Below are 16,669 nucleotides of genomic sequence, written 5' to 3'. Positions count from 1 at the left end.
GGCTAACCGCGCGCCCGGGCGAACCCCTGGAAAAATTCTTCGAAATAAGGCCCGGCGCGTTCGGCGCGCAGCAGGGTCGCATGGCTTTCCGGGCAAAGATACGACAGCACATGCGGGCGCATCTGCCCCCAGTCAGCCCGGCGGTTTGCGCCCATGTCGTTGAGACAGGCCGCCAGCGGGCGCAGGGCCCCCGCCCCCTTTCGGCCTTTGTGAAAACGCAATGCGCCTTTTGGGATATCGGCAGATCGGATCGGGCAGCCCGCAATCTGCATGGCCCAGCCGGCGACGAGCCATTCGTGGTATTCGTCCTGCAAAGGCGCGCCTTCGTCGGCGTAGACCTTCATGACACGGTGGCTGGCGGCAATGGCATCCTCCCACAGGGGGCTGGGGGCTTGCCCGGCAAAACGCAGGGCGGCGCAGACCTCGGCCAGCAGGTCCATATCCTGATCGAGAAAAGCCAGCAGCCCCGTGAAATGCAGGCTTTTCAGCGCCGCTTTAGGCAGGTCGGGGGTTCGGCGGCCATAGTCTGACAGGTAGAAAACGATATGGGTCAACTCATAGGCCGCCTTCCGATTGGGCATGGCGAAGGTGGCACTGCGGGCGATAAAATCGCGCAACCGTTGACCGAGCGCCCCATCCTCCACCCGTGGCCCGACACGCCGACGGCGCAGCAGACGGCGTGCCTCGGCCCGTTGCAGATCCGACAGTTCCGCCCCCTCCAGCCCTGCCCGCGCAACCTTGGCGCAAAGGGCCGCGCCGTGGTGCTTTGGCAGTCCGAGGTCTTCGAGATCAAGGCAGATCGCCAGGATGAAACGGTAATACTGCGGAAAATCGCGCAGCAGGTTCCGGCAGCCCCGATGGAAGGCCGCGAGCGGCTGAAGCGCCGCGGTGTCGAGCGTGGCCCCCGTGCTCGCCAGCGCCCCGAGCAGTTCGGCGTTTTCCTTCAGCCAAAAGACATCCCCCTGCGTGCGGCGCCTCTCTGCAAAGGCTCGGATCAGCCGGGCCGTTTGCAAGGCCGGGTCTTGGCTTTCGTCAGGTCTGAGCAGAACAACATTGGTCATCACATGGCCTCCGACAGGGGGAACGGCGGGCGACAAAGCCGCCCGCTTGCACAGGCTTCAGCCGCTGAAGGGCAGCACCTCAGCCGGGGCGAGGCCAGTGGTGAACAGGCCGACGCCGCCCCCTTGCGTGATGCTGCTGCCGTGCTGCTGTAGCCCAGTGGTGAACATCTCGACCCCTTCGCCCAACAACATGTCACCGCCCCCACGGTTGAGGCCGGTGGTGAAAAGGCCAACACCGGCGCCAAGCGCCATGGGATTGTCCTCTGTCTGAGGGGCTGTTACGGGGGCAAAGTCGCGTGCAAAAATAGCAGTCATAGTATGGTCCTTTCAAAGGGCTTTGCAATTTAAAGATGTAGTTCTTCGACTGACGCACTTTAAGCGTGTCTATCCAAGCATTTTTCGGCTAACGCATTGTACTGAAACACTTATCCACATTAAGATCGCGCCACAGTTTCGCCTTAATTCTCGATTTCTCTTGCGCCCTGTGGAGAAAAAGAAATGCCGCCCACAGGGCAGGATCGAGACAATACGGGCAACCGCCTCGCGGACTTTCTATAATAGCGAGAAATCTGACCCAAGAATCACCTTAAGCGCGCAAGCCTCCCCCTTGCTCCGCGACGCCAATTGCGCGATAGCATTCGGACGTCGAAAGAGGGCCGGATATGAAAATCGCGAGTTTCAACATCAACGGTATCAAGGCCCGCGCGGCGGCCCTTCCCGATTGGCTAGACGAGGCGCAGCCGGACGTTGTCGTGCTGCAAGAGATCAAGTCGGTGGATGAGGCTTTCCCCCGCGACATGCTCGAAGAGCGCGGCTATAACGTCGAAACCCACGGGCAGAAGTCCTTTAACGGCGTGGCGATCCTGTCGAAACTCCCGCTTGAGGATGTGACCCGCGGCCTGCCGGGCGATGATGCCGATGATCAGGCCCGCTGGATCGAAGCGACGGTTGTGGGCAACGATATGGCGCTGCGGGTCTGCGGGCTCTACCTGCCCAATGGCAACCCGGCGCCGGGGCCGAAATATGACTATAAACTCGCATGGATGGCGCGGCTGCAAGCCCGTGCCGAAGCGCTTCTGGCCGAGGAAACGCCCTTCCTCATGGCGGGGGATTACAACATCATCCCGCAGGCCGAGGATGCCGCCAAACCCGACAGCTGGCGCGAAGATGCCCTCTTCCGCCCCGAGTCCCGCGCCGCATGGCGGCGGCTGGTGAACCTTGGCCTTACAGACGCCTTTCGGGCACGCACTCAAGGGCCGGGGCATTACTCCTTCTGGGATTATCAGGCGGGTGCGTGGAACCGCAACAACGGCATCCGCATCGACCACTTCCTCCTGTCCCCCACCGTGGCCGACCGACTGCGCGATTGCCAGATCGACCGCGACGTGCGCGGGCGCGACAAGCCGTCGGATCACGTGCCCATCTGGGTCGAACTGGATATCTGAGGTCAGGCCTCCAGTTCGGCATCCCAATAGAGGAAATCCATCCAGCTTTCATGCAGATGGCCGGGCGGGAATTTGCGGCCCATGTTGCGCAGCTCTTCGGCGGCGGGTTGCCGCGGCGGTTTGCGCAGGGCAAGCCCCGTGCGGTGCAGAGGCCGCGAGCCTTTGCGCAGGTTGCAAGGGCTACAGGCGGCGACCACGTTTTGCCAGCTTGTCACCCCACCGGCAGCGCGCGGTACCACATGGTCAAAGGTCAAATCGCCCTTCGCGCCGCAGTATTGGCAGCGGAATTCATCTCTCAAAAATAAATTAAAGCGCGTGAAGGCCACGCGCTTTTGAGGTTTGACATAGTCTTTAAGAACGACAACCGAGGGGATCCTGATCACCGTAGAGGGGCTGCGCACCACCTCGTCATATTCGGCGACGATCTCGACCCGGTCGAGCCATTTGGCCTTTACCGCCTCCTGCCATGGCCAAAGCGACAGCGGGTAATAGGATAAAGGTCGGTAGTCCGCGTTGAGCACCAACGCGGGGTGGTGTTTGAGCGCCGCCGGGTGGCGGGTAAATTCGGTCCTGAAATCGCCGTCCATCTGGTCGCGTCCTCTGCCCGTTTTAGTCACTATATCTCGCGGTTTCTCTCTGGCAAGACAAAGGTGAACCACTAGATGTCGCCGGTTTTGCCCAAAGATTACGACAGAGGCGTGACAGATGGGCAGAGTTTGTTAACCTTGTGGCATGTCAAAAAGCGCCCTGCCCGATGCGCCCGCCCCGCAATTCCTGCTCGAAGCCGCCGTCTATGTCGATGATCTGGACGCGGCGCGGGGGTTTTACCGCGACATTCTGGGGCTGAAACTGTTTCAGGAGGTGCCGGGTCGGCATATGTTCTTTGCGCTCGGCCCTTCGGTCTTGCTGGTCTTCAACCCCACCGCCACGGCGCAGCCGCCCGGCAATCCGAAGATGCCCGTGCCGCCTCATGGCGCGCGCGGCCCGGGGCATGTCTGTTTTGCGATGAATCGCGATGAGATCGCCACGATGGAGACGCGGCTGCGGGCCGCCGGGGTCGAGATCGACACCAGTTTTGAATGGCCCAACGGGGCGCGCTCGCTCTATGTGCGCGACCCAGCTGGCAATTCGGTCGAGTTCGCCGAACCCTGGCTCTGGGACGAGATGAAGGGTTAAAGCCCCAGTTTGTCGCGCATGAAGGCGAGCGCAACGCTCAGCCCATCGGGCGCGATGCCATGGCCGGTGCCCTTCATCACATGGGCGTAAACGTCTTGCCACCCCGCCTCTTGCAGCGCTTCGGCGGCCTGCGGCAAGGATTGCGGCGGCACCACGTCATCAGCGTCCCCATGAACCAGCAGCACCGGCGGTTTGACCTGCGCCTCTTCGGCCAGCGCTTCGGGGTTGAGCAGACGACCCGAGAAGGCCACGATCCCCGCCACCGCATCTTCGCGCCGTGGGGCCACATGCAACGACATCATCGTGCCTTGGGAAAAGCCGAAGAGCACGACCTGTTCGGGCAGCACGTCTTCATCGACCATGAGCGCATCGAGGAAGGCGTCGAGGTCTTCGACCGCGCTCATCATGCCGCGCATCGATTCCTCTTCGGATGATCCGTCGATCCATGGGATCGGGAACCACTGATAGCCCATGGGCGCACCGGCGCAGGCCTCGGGCGCGTCGGGAGCGACGAAAAGCGTGTCGGGCAAATGCTCGCTCAGCGGATCGGCAAGGCCCAGCAAGTCAGCGCCATTCGCGCCATAGCCATGCAGGAACACCACCACCGACCGTGTGGTGCCAGAGACCGGCGCGCGGCGCTCGGCGTTCAAAACCCGTGTCATGACAATCCTTCCTTTTGTTTCAACACCCGGTAGTAGGCAAAGAGCAGCCGCGCCGCAACCGACCGCCAAGGTGACCATGCGGCGGCCATGGCGAAGAGGTCTTTCGGGCTAGGGCGGGCAGGCAAATCGAAGAGCCCCCGCGCCGCCTCTTGCAGCGCAAGGTCGCCGCTGGGAAAGATATCGCGGCGGCCAAGGCAGAACATCACATAGATCTGCGCTGTCCACGGCCCAATCCCCGGCATGTCGACCAGCGCGGCGATGGCCGCGTCATCAGGCAACCCGTGCAGCGCGTCGAAGTCGAAATCGCGTTCCGCCAAAGCCAATACATAGCGCGCCTTGGGGCGGCTCAGCCCCGAAGCGCGCAGGCCGTCGTCTCCGGCGCGCAGGACGTTTTCGGGCCGATCCAACCCCGCCGCGACAAGCCGCGTATAGATCGCCCGCGCCGAGGCCACGCTCACCTGCTGCCCCACAATGATGTCGAGCAGCCCCGCGAAACCGGGCGGGCGCAGGCGCAGGGGCAGCGGGCCGGTCTGGTCCAGCGCCATGGCGAAACGCGGCTCCCGTTCGGCCAGCCAGACGGCGCCTTCGGCCACATCGGCGTCGCAGGTGATTGGGGGCGCGAGGCTCACAGCCGTGCCACCCAATCCAGCATCGCGTCGAGATCGGTTAGACAAGGTGCGCCCTTTGGCAGTGGCGGTCTGTCGATCAGGATCACCGGCAGGCCGAGCGACAGGGCGGCGTCGATCTTCGGGCGGCTGGCCTGCCCGCCGAGGTTGCGGCAAATCAGCAGGTCGACGCCGAGGTCACGGAACAATGCCGTTTCGCTCTCTACGGTGAATGGCGGATCGCCAAAGATCAGGTCGACAAAGTCATAGGGCGCGGCGCGGTCATGGCGGTTCGTCTGCCGCAGCATGACGCGCGCGCCCTTGAACGGTTGGAACGCTGGCAGGCTGGCCCAACCGGTCGCGGCAAAGACGCGGGCAGCGGGCGGCACGGCACGGGCGGCGGCCGCGACATCCGGCACCGATTGCAGCAACGGGTTGTCCAGCGGCCAAAGGGGCCGCGAAAAGCTGACGAAGGGTTTGCCCAAAGACGTGGCGGCGGCATAGCCTGCGTGGCTTAGCCCCGCATCGAACCCGTGGCTGAGATCGAGCACCGCATCAAAGCCCGCCATATCGCGCCGCAATGCCGCGGCATCCCCGGCATCGCGCATCTCAAAGGCCATCGGCATCGGATTGTTGCCGCGCGGCGGCTCCGTGAGCCAAGCGGTGACCCGGTGCCCGGCCTGCGTCAAGGCACGGGCAAGCTGCCGCGCTTCGGCGGTGCCAGCGAGCAGAAGAAGGGTCAGCGAAGGGCGAACGGGGGCGGTCATCGGCGCGATCATCGGCGAGCTTGCCGCCGGGCGCAAGCGGGATCGGCGGCGCAAAAACCGATGCCGGGCTTGCCCTTACCCAAGGGCAGGGCTACCCCTTGGCGGGAAGTGAGGAATTCAGACATGATCGACGACAGACGCGCGCGGCGCAACGTAGCGGTGCTGGTGGCAGCACAGGCCTTTCTCGGCGCGCAGATGCCGATGATTTTCCTTGTCGGAGGTCTTGCCGGGCAGTCGCTTGCGACGAACGTCTGCCTCGCCACCCTGCCGATCTCGATGATCGTTTTGGGCTCCATGCTTTCGGCCGCGCCGGTCTCGGCCATCATGCAGCGCTATGGCCGCCGGGCGGGGTTCTTTCTGGGGGCCGCGGGCGGTGCCTTGGGCGGCGCGGTCGCGGCCTACGGGCTTTATCTGGCGTCCTTTCCTGTTTTCCTGCTGGGGTCGCTTCTGACGGGCATCTATATGTCTGCGCAGGGCTTCTACCGTTTCGCCGCCGCCGATACCGCCTCGGATGATTTCCGGCCCAAGGCGATTTCCTATGTTATGGCGGGCGGTCTTGTCTCGGCCATCATCGGGCCGCAGCTTGCCACCGCCACGTCGATGAGCCTCGTCGTGCCCTTCCTTGGCACCTATATGGCCGTGGTGGCGGTCAACCTTATCGGGGCGCTGCTGTTTCTCTTCATCGACATTCCGAAACCGCCGATCCCGGCCCATGACGCGCCCAAGGGTCGCAGCCGGTGGGAGCTTTTGACCACGCCGCGCATCGCGGTCGCAGTGATCTGCGCCATGGTGTCCTATGCCTTGATGAACCTTGTGATGACCTCGACCCCGCTGGCGGTTGTCGGCTGCGGTTATAGCCAAGACAGCGCGGGCTATGTGGTCACCGGCCATGTGCTGGCGATGTTCGCGCCGTCCTTCTTCACCGGCCATCTGATCAACCGTTTCGGCGTCGAGCGGATCATGGGCCTTGGCATCGCGATCCTTGCCGCGGCCGGGCTGGTGGCGCTTCAGGGGGTGGAACTGGGCAACTTCTTTGTCGCGCTGATCCTTTTGGGGCTGGGCTGGAACTTCGGCTTTATCGGGGCCACCACCATGCTCGCGGGCGCGCATGAGCCGCATGAGCGCGGGCGGATGCAGGGCTTGAACGACCTGCTGGTGTTCGGCGGCGTGACCGTGGCCTCGCTGGCCTCGGGCGGGCTGATGAACTGTTCGGGCGGCACGGCGCAGGAAGGCTGGGCGGCGGTGAACCTTGCCATGGTGCCCTTCTTGGTGCTCGCGGGCGGGTCGCTGATCTGGCTGGTGCTGCGCAGCCGCAAGGAGACACAGCTGAGCTAAGCGCCTACCAGCGCGACGCCAAGGCCCGCAGCGCGAAATGGCGGCGCGGGTCAGGCAGCGCAGCTTGTGAGACCTTTTCCGGCGCATCCACCGCGGCCCGCAACACCGGACCCGCATGGGCGGCAGGCAGCAGCGCCGCGCGCGCGGCTTTGGGGATCTTGCCCCGATTGGCACGCGCCGATTTCAGCCGGTCGAGCGCCCCCTCGGCAAGGGCCGAGACCCCCTCTGCCGTGCCATCCAACAGCGGCACGCGGCCCGCCTCTTCCAAATTCGGAATGGCGCAGAGCCATGCGGCGATGCCAGTGGCATAGGCCGCATCCCGCACCACTGCTTCATCCGTCGCCCCAAGGCGGCGGGCGGCGACCCACATCAGATGGCCTGCGGTCTGGTCGATGTAGCGCTCGAAATGCGCGGCATCCTCAAAGGGGTCTTTGTAGATGTCCCACCGCCGCGCGGCGACGAGTTCATCGAGCAGTGCGGCATCCTCTGGCGCAATCGCACGGGCCAGCGGCGTGGTCACCTCATGCCGCCTGACGGGGCCGCCCTTGGCGATCTCCTCCAGCGCGTCGCGCCACCATTGCAGGCGCATCTCGGCGATCATCGTCTCTTGGGTGACCCATGGGGCGCGGGCCACTTCGACGTTGAAGGCATAGAGCGGGAAGAGCAGCTTGCGCGTCTCGACGGGGGCGGCCATGGCGGCGCGAAAGCGCCACGGGTCGGCGCGCTCTACCATGGCGGCGCAGGCGTTCAGATCGGCGTCGAAGGTCATGTGGGGCGCGCCACCGTCAGAAGATAGCCGAACTCATCCCGATGCGCGCGCCAACAGGCGATCTCCGCCTCAGCGGCATCGAGCACTTCGGCCAGATCATCATCCGCGCCGGGGCGCAGCTTTTCGATCCGCGCCTCCAGGGGGGTGTAGTAATTCTCCCAAGCCTCATCCGACAGGACACGGGTCGCCACGACCTCATAGCCTGCCGCGCGGACCCGCTCGGCAATGCCGTCTGCGTCGCTCATCGCGGGGTAATCCGCCCATTGCGCGCGGGCCTCTTCCGACGGGCTTTCCGTCAGCCAGCAGGGTTCGGAGAAGGCCACCACCCCGCCCGCGCGCAGCGATTTACGCCAACGGGTCAGCGCCTCGGTCACACCGAGGAAATAGACTGCACCGGCGCACCAAATGAGATCGTATTCATTGGCGATGGCGGCCATATCGGCGCGCAGCAGGGTGACATTGCCATCGGCCACGAAACGGCCCCGCGCGGTGTCGACGAAATGTGCAGTTTGATCGAGCGCCGTCACATGGCCCTGCGGGATCGCCGCGCGGAGGGCGCCGATGTCGCTGCCGGGGCCGCAGGCCACATCGGCAATCTCGGCGCGCGCGGGCAGGTCGACCTGCTCCACGGCCCAGCTCACATCCGCAGGCTCCCCCGGCCCTTCGCGTGGCAGATCCCGGTGGAGAGTGAAAAAGGCGGTCATATCATCTGTCATTGGGCGCGGTCCCGGATCAATTTCCAACGTATCGCATCTAGCAATGCCTCGAAGGAGGCGTCGAGTATGTTGGCGCTGACGCCCACGGTGGACCAACGCCGCCCCTGCCCGTCTTCGCTGTCGATGATGACGCGGGTGGTGGCTTCGGTGCCGCCTTGGGTGATGCGCACCTTGAAGTCAACCAGACGCATGTCATCCAACAGGCTGCTGTATTTGCCCAAGTCCTTGGCCAGCGCCTTGGACAGCGCGTTGACCGGGCCACGGTCCGCGCCATCCTCGTCCAGCGATTCCGAGACCGAGAGCCGTTTTTCCCCGTCCACATCGATCACCACGACCGCTTCGGAAAGGCTGACCATCCGGCCTTCGGCATTGCGGCGGCGTTCGACGGTGACGCGGTAGCGCTCGACCTCGAACAGATGCGGCAACTGGCCCATCACGTCGCGGGCCAGCAGCTCGAAGCTCGCCTGCGCGGTGTCATAGGCATAGCCCTGCGCCTCGCGGTCCTTAACCACCTCCAAGATCCGGCCAAGCGCCGGGTCGCCCTTGGCGACCGAGAGGCCCGCATCGCTCAGCCGTTTGCGCAGGTTGGATTGCCCGGCTTGGTTTGACATCGGAATGACGCGCGTATTGCCGACCAGTGCGGGGTCGATATGCTCATAGGTGCTGGGGTCTTTGGCGATGGCGCTGGCATGCAGCCCCGCCTTATGCGCAAAGGCCGAAGACCCGACGAAGCCCGCCTGTTTCATCGGCACGCGGTTGAGGATCTCATCCAACATGCGGCTGGTGCGTGTAAGCCCGCGCAGCGCCTCGGGGCTCACCCCGATCTCATAGCGGCTGGCATAGGGCTCTTTCAGCAGCAGGATCGGGATCAGGGTGGTGAGGTTGGCGTTGCCACAACGCTCCCCCAGCCCGTTGAGCGTGCCTTGGATCTGCCGCGCGCCCGCGTCGACGGCAGCCAGCGTGCAGGCGACGGCGTTTTCGGTGTCGTCGTGGGTGTGGATGCCCAGATGATCCCCCGGGATGCCCGCCGCGATCACGGCGCGGGTTATGCGGCCAATCTCATCGGGCAGCGTGCCGCCATTGGTGTCGCAAAGGACGATCCAACGCGCGCCCGCGTCATAGGCCGCGCGGACCGCTTCCAGCGCGTAGTCGGGATTTGCCTTGTAGCCGTCAAAGAAATGCTCGGCGTCGAAGAGCGCCTCGCGCCCTTGGGCGACAAGATGGGCAACAGATTTGGCGATGTTGTCGGTGTTCTCGGCCAGCGTGATGCCGAGGGCGGTTTTGACGTGGAAGTCGTGGGTCTTGCCGACGATGCAGACGGATTTGGTGCCTGCGTTGAGCACGGCGGCCAGCACGTCGTCATTCTCAGCCGACATGCCCGCGCGTTTGGTCATGCCAAAGGCGGTGAGCCTTGCCTGCGTCGGCGGCGGGGCGTCGAAAAAAGCGCTGTCGGTCGGGTTGGCCCCGGGCCAGCCGCCTTCGATGTAATCCACGCCAAGCGCGTCGAGCGCGCTGGCGATTTGACGTTTCTCATCGGTGGAGAACTGCACGCCTTGGGTTTGTTGCCCGTCGCGAAGGGTGGTGTCGTAGAGGGTGAGGCGGGCGCGGGTCATGAGAGATTGCCTCCGTCCGCGTCACACTCCCGTTCGTGCCCGCGGCACGAACAGCGCCCGACCGCCCCCATGGGCGGGCGCTTCGCTTCCGCCCGCGGTCGAGCGCCGTTCTTAGGACGGCGGCGAAACATCACAACAACCCCTCCAACTGGCCCCGGTCAAAGCCCGGCGGTGGGGTCAGCTTCACCCCATCCTTGCTCATCTGCACCTCGATCCCGACCGAGGTCAGCGCTTTCTTGATCCGGTCCACCTCGGCGAAATCCTTGGTCTCCATCGCAGTGGCGCGGGCATCGCTGAGGAAGGCTTCGATATCGGTCAGATCCAGCGCCTGAACCGCGGCCCATTCGGGGATCAGATCGTCCAGCAGCCCCAAAAGCGACAGCGCCCCGCGCAAGCCCGCCGTATCGCCCGCGTTGGACAGCCGGTGGCATTCGGTCAACGCACCGTGGGTGTTAAGATCATCGGCCAATAGCGCCACCAGTTCAGGCCCGGGTGTCGCGGCCTCGGCCTCGGCCGCCTGAAGATACCATTTGCGCAGGGTCTTCTCGGCCTCCTCGCGCTTCTTCTCGGTCCAGTCCATCGGCTTGCGGTAATGGGTCGAGAGCATCACGAAACGGATGACCTCCCCCGGCACGCCTTGGTCGAGCAGGTCGCGGACGGTAAAGAAGTTGCCAAGGCTCTTGGACATTTTCTTGCCCTCGACCTGCAACATCTCATTGTGCAGCCAGTAGTTGGCGAACCCGTGGCCCGCGCATTTCGACTGGGCGATCTCATTCTCATGATGCGGGAACTGCAGATCGATACCGCCGCCGTGGATGTCGAAACGCTCCCCCAACAGGTCATGCGCCATGGCGGAACATTCGATATGCCAGCCCGGACGCCCCTCACCCCATGGGGAATCCCAGCCGGGGGTGTCTTCGTCCGAGGGCTTCCATAGCACGAAATCCATCGGGTCTTCCTTATAAGGCGCCACCTCGACCCGTGCACCAGCAATCATATCGTCGACCGACCGGCCCGAAAGCGCGCCATATTCGGCATATTTGCGCACCCGGAACAGCACATGGCCCTCGGCCTCATAGGCGTAACCCTCATCCATCAGCCCGCGGATCATCGCGACCATCTGGGGGATGTACTGCGTGGCACGCGGCATGTGATCGGGCTCCAAGGCGCCCACGGCGGCCATGTCGTCCAAATACCACTGCGTCGTCTCGGCGGTGATCTCTCCGATGCTGCGCCCGCTCTCAGCGGCGCGGGCGTTGATCTTGTCGTCCACATCGGTGAAATTGCGCACGTAAGTCACATGCTGCGGCCCATAGACATGGCGCAGCAAGCGGTAGAGCACATCGAAAACGATCACGGGCCGTGCGTTGCCCAGATGTGCCCGGTCATAGACGGTGGGGCCGCAGACATACATCCGCACATTCTGCGCATCGATCGGGGTGAAATCCTCTTTCTTCCGGGTGGCGGTATTGTGCAGCTTGATCGTCAGGTCACGGGTCATGGGCAGGCGTCCTTGCGCGGGTGTGACGCGGGCTTGGCATAGTTTTGTCAGAATGGGAATGACGTGAACAGCGGCCCGCGAGGATGTCTCAGCGGGTAATGCAGCAAATAATGAGCGTTGCGGTGTTCATGACCGGGTTGTAGCAAGCGCGCCGCCCTGCGCCAAGCCCCTTGTCCGGTGAAGTTTTATGCAAGCCCGCCCTCCGCCTTGCCGGCGCGGATTGACAAAGCCCCAATGCTCTGCCCCCTTGTGCGGAAAATTTCGGAGGCATCATGGATAGATCATCGCGCATCAAAGGGGTTCTGGCCGGAGGGTCCGACGGCTGGGAAGTGTTTCACAAATCGCGCGCGATGATCGCGGCGGGGGTGCCGGTGACCGAGCTTACCATCGGCGAGCATGACATCCGCACCGCCGCCCCGATCCTGCAAGAGATGCACCGCAGCGCGCTCGGCGGCCATACCGGCTATGCCGCCGTGCCGGGCACCGATGCCCTGCGCGACCGGATTGCAAAACGCGCCGAAGAGCGGACCGGCGTGCCAACGACCCGCGACAATGTGGTGGTCACCCCGGGCGGGCAAGCGGGGCTATTCGCGGCGTTCATGGCGGTCTGCGACTCCGGTGATGCGGCGCTTTACATCGACCCCTATTATGCCACCTACCCCGGAACCCTGCGTGCTGCCGGGGCACGGGCCGTGGCGGTCGAAGCGCGGGCCGATCACGGGTTCCTGCCCCGCAGGGCGGATCTGGCGGCAGCCGCCGAGGGCGCAAAGGCGCTGTTGATCAACACGCCCAACAACCCGACCGGCGTGATCTACGGCCGCGAAACCTTGGAAGAGATCGCGCAGGTTTGCCAAGATCACGACCTTTGGCTCGTCTCGGATGAGGTCTATGACACGCAGATTTGGGAGGGTGCACATCTCAGCCCCCGCGCCCTGCCCGGCATGGAGGAGCGGACGCTGGTCATCGGCTCCATGTCGAAATCCCACGCGATGACCGGCAGCCGCTGTGGCTGGATCATCGGGCCTGAAGACATCATCGCCGACCTGATCGACCTTGCCACCCATACCAACTACGGCGTACCGGGCTTCATTCAGGACGCGAGCGACTATGCCCTCGCCCAGGGCGCCGCTTTCGAAGAGGAAATTAGCGCCCCCTTCGCCCGCCGCCGCGCGCTGGCGCAGCGGGTCTTGAGCGCTCAAAACGTGGTGCGGTCGGTGCCCTCGCAAGGTGCGATGTATCTGATGCTGGATGTCCGCGCCACGGGCCTCAGCGGCAGCGAATTCGCCGATGCCCTTCTGGAAGATAAGCAGATCGCGGTGATGCCGGGCGAGAGTTTCGGCGCGGCGGCGGCGGGCCATGTGCGCGTGGCCATGACGATCGAAGACAGCGCGTTTGAGGCGGCATTGCGCGACCTCTGCCGCTTTGCCGAAGGGCGCGCCAGCCGCGCCGCGTAAACAAAAAAGGACCGGCCTCCTTTCGGAAGCCGGCCCTTCATCGAAGCGGGTCCTCCCGCCAAGACAGATCAGAAGCGCATGGAACCGCGTAGGGAGATCGTGGTCGCGTCCAGATCTTCGCCTGTGCCGCCTACGTCATCAAATTTGTGCTGCAGCACTTCGCCACCAACGGTGTAGCGGTCGGTCACTTTGTAGGTGACGCCCAGACCGGCGAAGGGGCCGGTTTCATCGCCAGCGCTTGTGTCGGCACGGGCCGCACCTGCTGTCGCGTAAACCAGTGTCTTGCCGAAGTCGTAGCCAGCTTTGACCTTGGCGCGTGCCACGGAGTCCACATCGCCTGCGCCGTTGCCCAGATCGATGTCGGTCTTGTCGTAGTCGAGTTCGCCACCCAGAACGAATTTGCCGAAGTCATAGTCGTAACCGGCGTGGAAACCGTAGGACGTGTCGTCGCCGTCAAGGTTGCCGCTGTCGCTATCGACGTCGGTCTGGCCGACCTGAAGACCGGTGTAGAAGCCTGTCCAGTCGCCATCAACGGCCACGGGTGTCGGCGCCGGTGTGAAAACCGGTGCTTCAACGGTGGTGTCTTCCAGCGAACCAGCTGCTGCTGCACCCGCGAAGGCGCTGGATGCGATCAGGGCGATGCTGGCGATTGTTGTCGTGCGTTTCATGTTCTGCTCCTTAAATACAGGTGACCCCGCGATCCTCGCCGCAGGGTCACTCACGCAACGCCCCATGTAGGGTTGGGTTTCAGGTTTTTCACATCACAGAATTGCGATGCGCTGATTGTCGCACATTTGCAACATACCCTCGGCTAGAGGCCGCTTAAGTTATGTATCATGTGTCGAACTGGTCACCGCTCAGCCGCATTTTACCCCGTTAAATCAGAGGGTTGATGCCGCAACACGAATTCCCGGCCAGGTTTGCCCTCACCGCAGCGAAAGTTCCGCCAGAGAAACGACCCCCAAGCAACTGCGCAAAAGAGGCTCCCCGATCAAAAGGCACTAAAACGCCCCCGGCCCCGTACCATTCCCTCACGCCAGACCCCGTCCGAGGCTTGCTGTCACCACTGAACGCGTTATCTGCTTGTATTGTCAGCAAGAAGGAGCAGGCCCCACCCCATGTCTTGGATCACCACCCATCTGGAAGTCGTCATTATTGTGATCCTGACGCTGCTGGCGGCGATCGTGATCTTGCAACAACGCCGCACGCCGCAATCGACCGCCGCTTGGCTATTGTTCATCATCGTACTGCCATGGGTCGCGGTGCCGCTGTTTCTGGCGCTTGGCTTTCGCAAACAATCCTCGCGCTACACGCCGGTGCACTTTCTGAAAGGCGATACCGGCGGCCCGCCACCCCGCCCTGTGCATACGCTCGACGCGACGATGCAGTATTTCGGCCTGCCCGCCGCCGTCCATGGCCAAGACCTGCGGCTCTTGGGCGACCCGACGGCGGCCCATGAGGCGGTGATGGCGCTGATCCAAGGGGCCGAGAAACGGCTCGACGTGCTTTTTTACATCGTGGCCAATGATGACACCGGGCGCATTTTCGTCGATGCGCTGACCGAACGGGCCAAGGCGGGCGTAAAGGTTCGGCTGCTGATGGACCGTTTGGGCACCCTGCGTGGCCCGACAGCCGCCCTGCGCCGCCTGCGCGACGCGGGCGGCGATGTGCGCTTTTACTCTCCGCTGTTGCAACTCCCGGGCTCGGGCCATCTGAACCTGCGCAACCACCGCAAAATGATCATCGCCGATGATGCGCGGGTCTTTTCCGGGGGCATGAACATCGGCGCGCATTACCTCGGGCCTGCGGCCTTGGAGGATGGCTGGACCGATCTGGCCTTTCTGCTCGAAGGCCGCGCAGTGCAGAGTTTCGGCGATGTGTTCCGCTCAGACTGGGGCGTCGCCAGTGGGGAGGCTTTGGACCCGGCCCCCTCGGTCGCGGCCCATACGGGCGGGACGGCAACGGTGCAGCTCGTGCCCTCCGGCCCCGATATCGCCGAAGACCCGCTGCATGATGGTCTGATCCGCGCGATTCATCTGGCCGAGGCGCGGATTTGGCTGGTGACGCCCTATTTCGTGCCGACCGAGGCGCTCGGTTCGGCTTTGACCACTGCGGCCCGGCGGGGTGTGGATGTGCGGGTTCTGGTCCCCGAACGCTCGAACCAACGGATGGCCGATTTCGCGCGGGGCGCCTATCTGCGCGATCTGCATGAGGCGGGCGGCCATGTGCTCTATTACCAGCCTGGCATGATCCACGCCAAAGCCGGGATCATCGACGATTTGGGGCTGGTGGGCACGGCCAATTTCGACGTGCGCAGCATGTTGTTGAATTTCGAGGTCACGCTTTTCGTCTATGACGCGGCCTCGGTCGCGAAGCTGCATGATTGGTTCGAACATCTCTCGGCGCATTGCGCCATGGAAAGACCGCCTAGCGGGATGTTCCGCAAGGTGGCCGAAGGGCTGTTTCGTCTAGGAGCGCCCGTCCTATGATCCCCGCCGTCGCCCCGCAATCGCTGCGCATCGTGAGCTATAACATCCGTAAGGCCATGGGCACCGACCGGCGCCGCGACCCTGAGCGGATCATGCGGATCATCCGCAGTCTGCATGCCGATGTGGTGGTGCTGCAAGAGGCCGACCGCCGCCGCGCGCCGCGCCCCTCGGCCCTGCCGCTCGACCGGGTCGAAGAGGTGACGGGCCTGCGCCCTCTGCCCACGCCGAGCGACGTGAGCATCGGCTGGCATGGCAATGCCATTCTGGTCCGCCCCTCGGCCAAGATCGACCGGGTGGCGCATCTGACCCTGCCGGGGGTGGAGCCGCGCGGCGCCATGGTGGCCGACCTGCATCTCGGCGCGCGCCAGTTGCGCGTGATCGCCTCGCATCTGGGGCTGCTGCGCCCGTCGCGCAAGGAGCAGTTGAGCGCCATGATCGCCCATCTCGACGCCTGTGCCGCCTGCCCGACGCTGATCGCGGGCGACCTGAACGAATGGTCGCAGAAGGTGGGGCTCGGGCGTCTGGCGAAACGGTTCACCATCCATGCGCCGGGCAAGAGCTATCACGCGCGGATGCCCGTGGCCTTTCTAGATCGCATCGCCTTGGACCAACATCTTACCGTGCGCCAAGGCGGCGTGGTCGAGACGGCCCAGACCCGCCGCGCCTCGGACCATCTGCCGATCTGGCTCGATGTGGCGCATCACTAGACGCACTCACCCCGTGGCCCAAGCCAATTCGCCCACCATCATGTTGCAGGCCTGTTGCGGGGTCGAGAAGGCGACCTGCATATCAAAGGCCATGCGCACATCCGCCCGCGCCTTGGCGATGGTGGCATCCGTCGCGCCAAGCCGCCGCGCGGTGGCAATGTTCTGGTTCGCGTCATGCCGCAGCTTGCGTACGCTTTCATAGCCGCCCGCAAAACCCGCACATTGTTTCGCCGTCAACTCCGCCGCCGCCGCTTTACGCGCCGCGGCCTCCATCGGTGAGGCCGGAGGCTCCACACAGCCCGCCAGCGATCCGGCGAGAAATCCCGATATAATAAGACGTTTCATCAAATTCTCCCTTTCACGACCTTG

General features: G+C 64.1%; 18 protein-coding genes. 6 read left to right on the top strand and 12 right to left on the bottom strand.

Annotated features, from left to right (window positions below; translation table 11 throughout):
* Window positions 1-2: 2 nt before the first annotated feature.
* Together J7392_RS11660 and J7392_RS11655 are read right to left on the bottom strand one after the other, a co-directional pair.
* Window positions 3-1,061 (bottom strand): hypothetical protein, encoded by a 1,059-nt coding sequence (locus J7392_RS11660; RefSeq protein ID WP_209217698.1) that lies wholly within the window; start codon window positions 1,059-1,061, stop codon window positions 3-5.
* Between the two features lie 57 nt (window positions 1,062-1,118).
* Entirely contained in the window at window positions 1,119-1,376 is a 258-nt protein-coding gene (locus J7392_RS11655; protein ID WP_209217697.1) for a DUF6749 family protein, read from the bottom strand.
* Window positions 1,377-1,723: 347 nt separating this feature from the next.
* Between J7392_RS11655 and xth the strand changes: the two genes are divergently transcribed.
* Complete coding sequence (gene xth, locus J7392_RS11650) at window positions 1,724-2,506, top strand: exodeoxyribonuclease III (RefSeq protein WP_209217696.1); 783 nt, start codon at window positions 1,724-1,726, stop codon at window positions 2,504-2,506.
* A 2-nt stretch (window positions 2,507-2,508) separates the two neighbouring features.
* Here the strand turns inward: xth and J7392_RS11645 are convergent, their stop codons facing one another.
* Window positions 2,509-3,093, bottom strand: a complete 585-nt coding sequence (locus J7392_RS11645) for an HNH endonuclease (protein ID WP_067265843.1) — start codon at window positions 3,091-3,093, stop codon at window positions 2,509-2,511.
* Between the two features lie 145 nt (window positions 3,094-3,238).
* Here J7392_RS11645 and J7392_RS11640 point away from each other — a divergent pair, with 145 nt between their 5' ends.
* Window positions 3,239-3,682: a VOC family protein gene (locus J7392_RS11640; RefSeq protein ID WP_209217695.1), complete on the top strand. Its 444-nt coding sequence runs from the start codon at window positions 3,239-3,241 to the stop codon at window positions 3,680-3,682.
* Here the strand turns inward: J7392_RS11640 and J7392_RS11635 are convergent.
* Genes J7392_RS11635 through J7392_RS11625 form a run of 3 tightly spaced genes read right to left on the bottom strand, consistent with a single transcriptional unit; the run spans window position 3,679 to window position 5,716 of the window.
* Window positions 3,679-4,344: an alpha/beta fold hydrolase gene (locus tag J7392_RS11635; protein ID WP_067267442.1), complete on the bottom strand. Its 666-nt coding sequence runs from the start codon at window positions 4,342-4,344 to the stop codon at window positions 3,679-3,681. The two genes, J7392_RS11640 and J7392_RS11635, sit on opposite strands and share 4 nt — an antisense overlap.
* Window positions 4,341-4,973: a DNA-3-methyladenine glycosylase 2 family protein gene (locus tag J7392_RS11630; RefSeq protein WP_209217694.1), complete on the bottom strand. Its 633-nt coding sequence runs from the start codon at window positions 4,971-4,973 to the stop codon at window positions 4,341-4,343. Before J7392_RS11630 ends, J7392_RS11635 begins: the two co-directional genes overlap by 4 nt.
* A complete protein-coding gene (locus J7392_RS11625; protein ID WP_209217693.1) occupies window positions 4,970-5,716 on the bottom strand; it encodes a precorrin-6A/cobalt-precorrin-6A reductase in 747 nt (248 codons plus the stop codon). The genes J7392_RS11630 and J7392_RS11625 overlap by 4 nt, the downstream gene beginning before the upstream one ends.
* A 123-nt stretch (window positions 5,717-5,839) precedes the next feature.
* Here J7392_RS11625 and J7392_RS11620 point away from each other — a divergent pair, with 123 nt between their 5' ends.
* Window positions 5,840-7,051 carry an MFS transporter gene (locus J7392_RS11620; protein ID WP_209217692.1) on the top strand — a complete coding sequence of 404 codons (1,212 nt, stop codon included), beginning with the start codon at window positions 5,840-5,842 and terminating at the stop codon, window positions 7,049-7,051.
* A 4-nt stretch (window positions 7,052-7,055) separates the two neighbouring features.
* On the opposite strand, the gene J7392_RS11615 is transcribed toward J7392_RS11620, so the two are convergent.
* From J7392_RS11615 to cysS, 4 genes are all read right to left on the bottom strand, one after another.
* Window positions 7,056-7,820: a squalene/phytoene synthase family protein gene (locus J7392_RS11615; RefSeq protein ID WP_209217691.1), complete on the bottom strand. Its 765-nt coding sequence runs from the start codon at window positions 7,818-7,820 to the stop codon at window positions 7,056-7,058.
* Window positions 7,817-8,536: a class I SAM-dependent methyltransferase gene (locus J7392_RS11610; protein ID WP_247744558.1), complete on the bottom strand. Its 720-nt coding sequence runs from the start codon at window positions 8,534-8,536 to the stop codon at window positions 7,817-7,819. Before J7392_RS11610 ends, J7392_RS11615 begins: the two co-directional genes overlap by 4 nt.
* Complete coding sequence (gene cimA, locus J7392_RS11605; protein WP_209217690.1) at window positions 8,533-10,149, bottom strand: citramalate synthase; 1,617 nt, start codon at window positions 10,147-10,149, stop codon at window positions 8,533-8,535. Before cimA ends, J7392_RS11610 begins: the two co-directional genes overlap by 4 nt.
* A 130-nt stretch (window positions 10,150-10,279) precedes the next feature.
* Window positions 10,280-11,650 carry a cysteine--tRNA ligase gene (gene cysS / locus J7392_RS11600; RefSeq protein WP_209217689.1) on the bottom strand — a complete coding sequence of 457 codons (1,371 nt, stop codon included), beginning with the start codon at window positions 11,648-11,650 and terminating at the stop codon, window positions 10,280-10,282.
* Window positions 11,651-11,922: 272 nt separating this feature from the next.
* On the opposite strand from cysS, the gene J7392_RS11595 reads away from it, so the two are divergent.
* Window positions 11,923-13,104, top strand: coding sequence for a pyridoxal phosphate-dependent aminotransferase (locus tag J7392_RS11595; protein WP_209217688.1), 1,182 nt, complete (start codon window positions 11,923-11,925; stop codon window positions 13,102-13,104).
* 68 nt (window positions 13,105-13,172) lie between these two features.
* Here the strand turns inward: J7392_RS11595 and J7392_RS11590 are convergent, their stop codons facing one another.
* Window positions 13,173-13,772, bottom strand: a complete 600-nt coding sequence (locus J7392_RS11590) for a porin family protein (protein WP_209217687.1) — start codon at window positions 13,770-13,772, stop codon at window positions 13,173-13,175.
* Between the two features lie 450 nt (window positions 13,773-14,222).
* Between J7392_RS11590 and J7392_RS11585 the strand changes: the two genes are divergently transcribed.
* Entirely contained in the window at window positions 14,223-15,593 is a 1,371-nt protein-coding gene (locus tag J7392_RS11585) for a phospholipase D-like domain-containing protein (RefSeq protein ID WP_209217686.1), read from the top strand.
* Window positions 15,590-16,300: an endonuclease/exonuclease/phosphatase family protein gene (locus J7392_RS11580; RefSeq protein ID WP_209217685.1), complete on the top strand. Its 711-nt coding sequence runs from the start codon at window positions 15,590-15,592 to the stop codon at window positions 16,298-16,300. The genes J7392_RS11585 and J7392_RS11580 overlap by 4 nt, the downstream gene beginning before the upstream one ends.
* A 6-nt stretch (window positions 16,301-16,306) precedes the next feature.
* Here the strand turns inward: J7392_RS11580 and J7392_RS11575 are convergent, their stop codons facing one another.
* Complete coding sequence (locus J7392_RS11575) at window positions 16,307-16,645, bottom strand: hypothetical protein (RefSeq protein WP_067261600.1); 339 nt, start codon at window positions 16,643-16,645, stop codon at window positions 16,307-16,309.
* Between the last annotated feature and the right edge of the window lie 24 nt (window positions 16,646-16,669).

Source organism: Sulfitobacter sp. R18_1, assembly GCF_017743915.1.
In the GTDB taxonomy this organism is placed as follows: domain Bacteria; phylum Pseudomonadota; class Alphaproteobacteria; order Rhodobacterales; family Rhodobacteraceae; genus Sulfitobacter; species Sulfitobacter faviae.
Note: the sequence above shows the minus strand (reverse complement) of the source record. Positions and strands in the feature narration are given on the sequence as shown.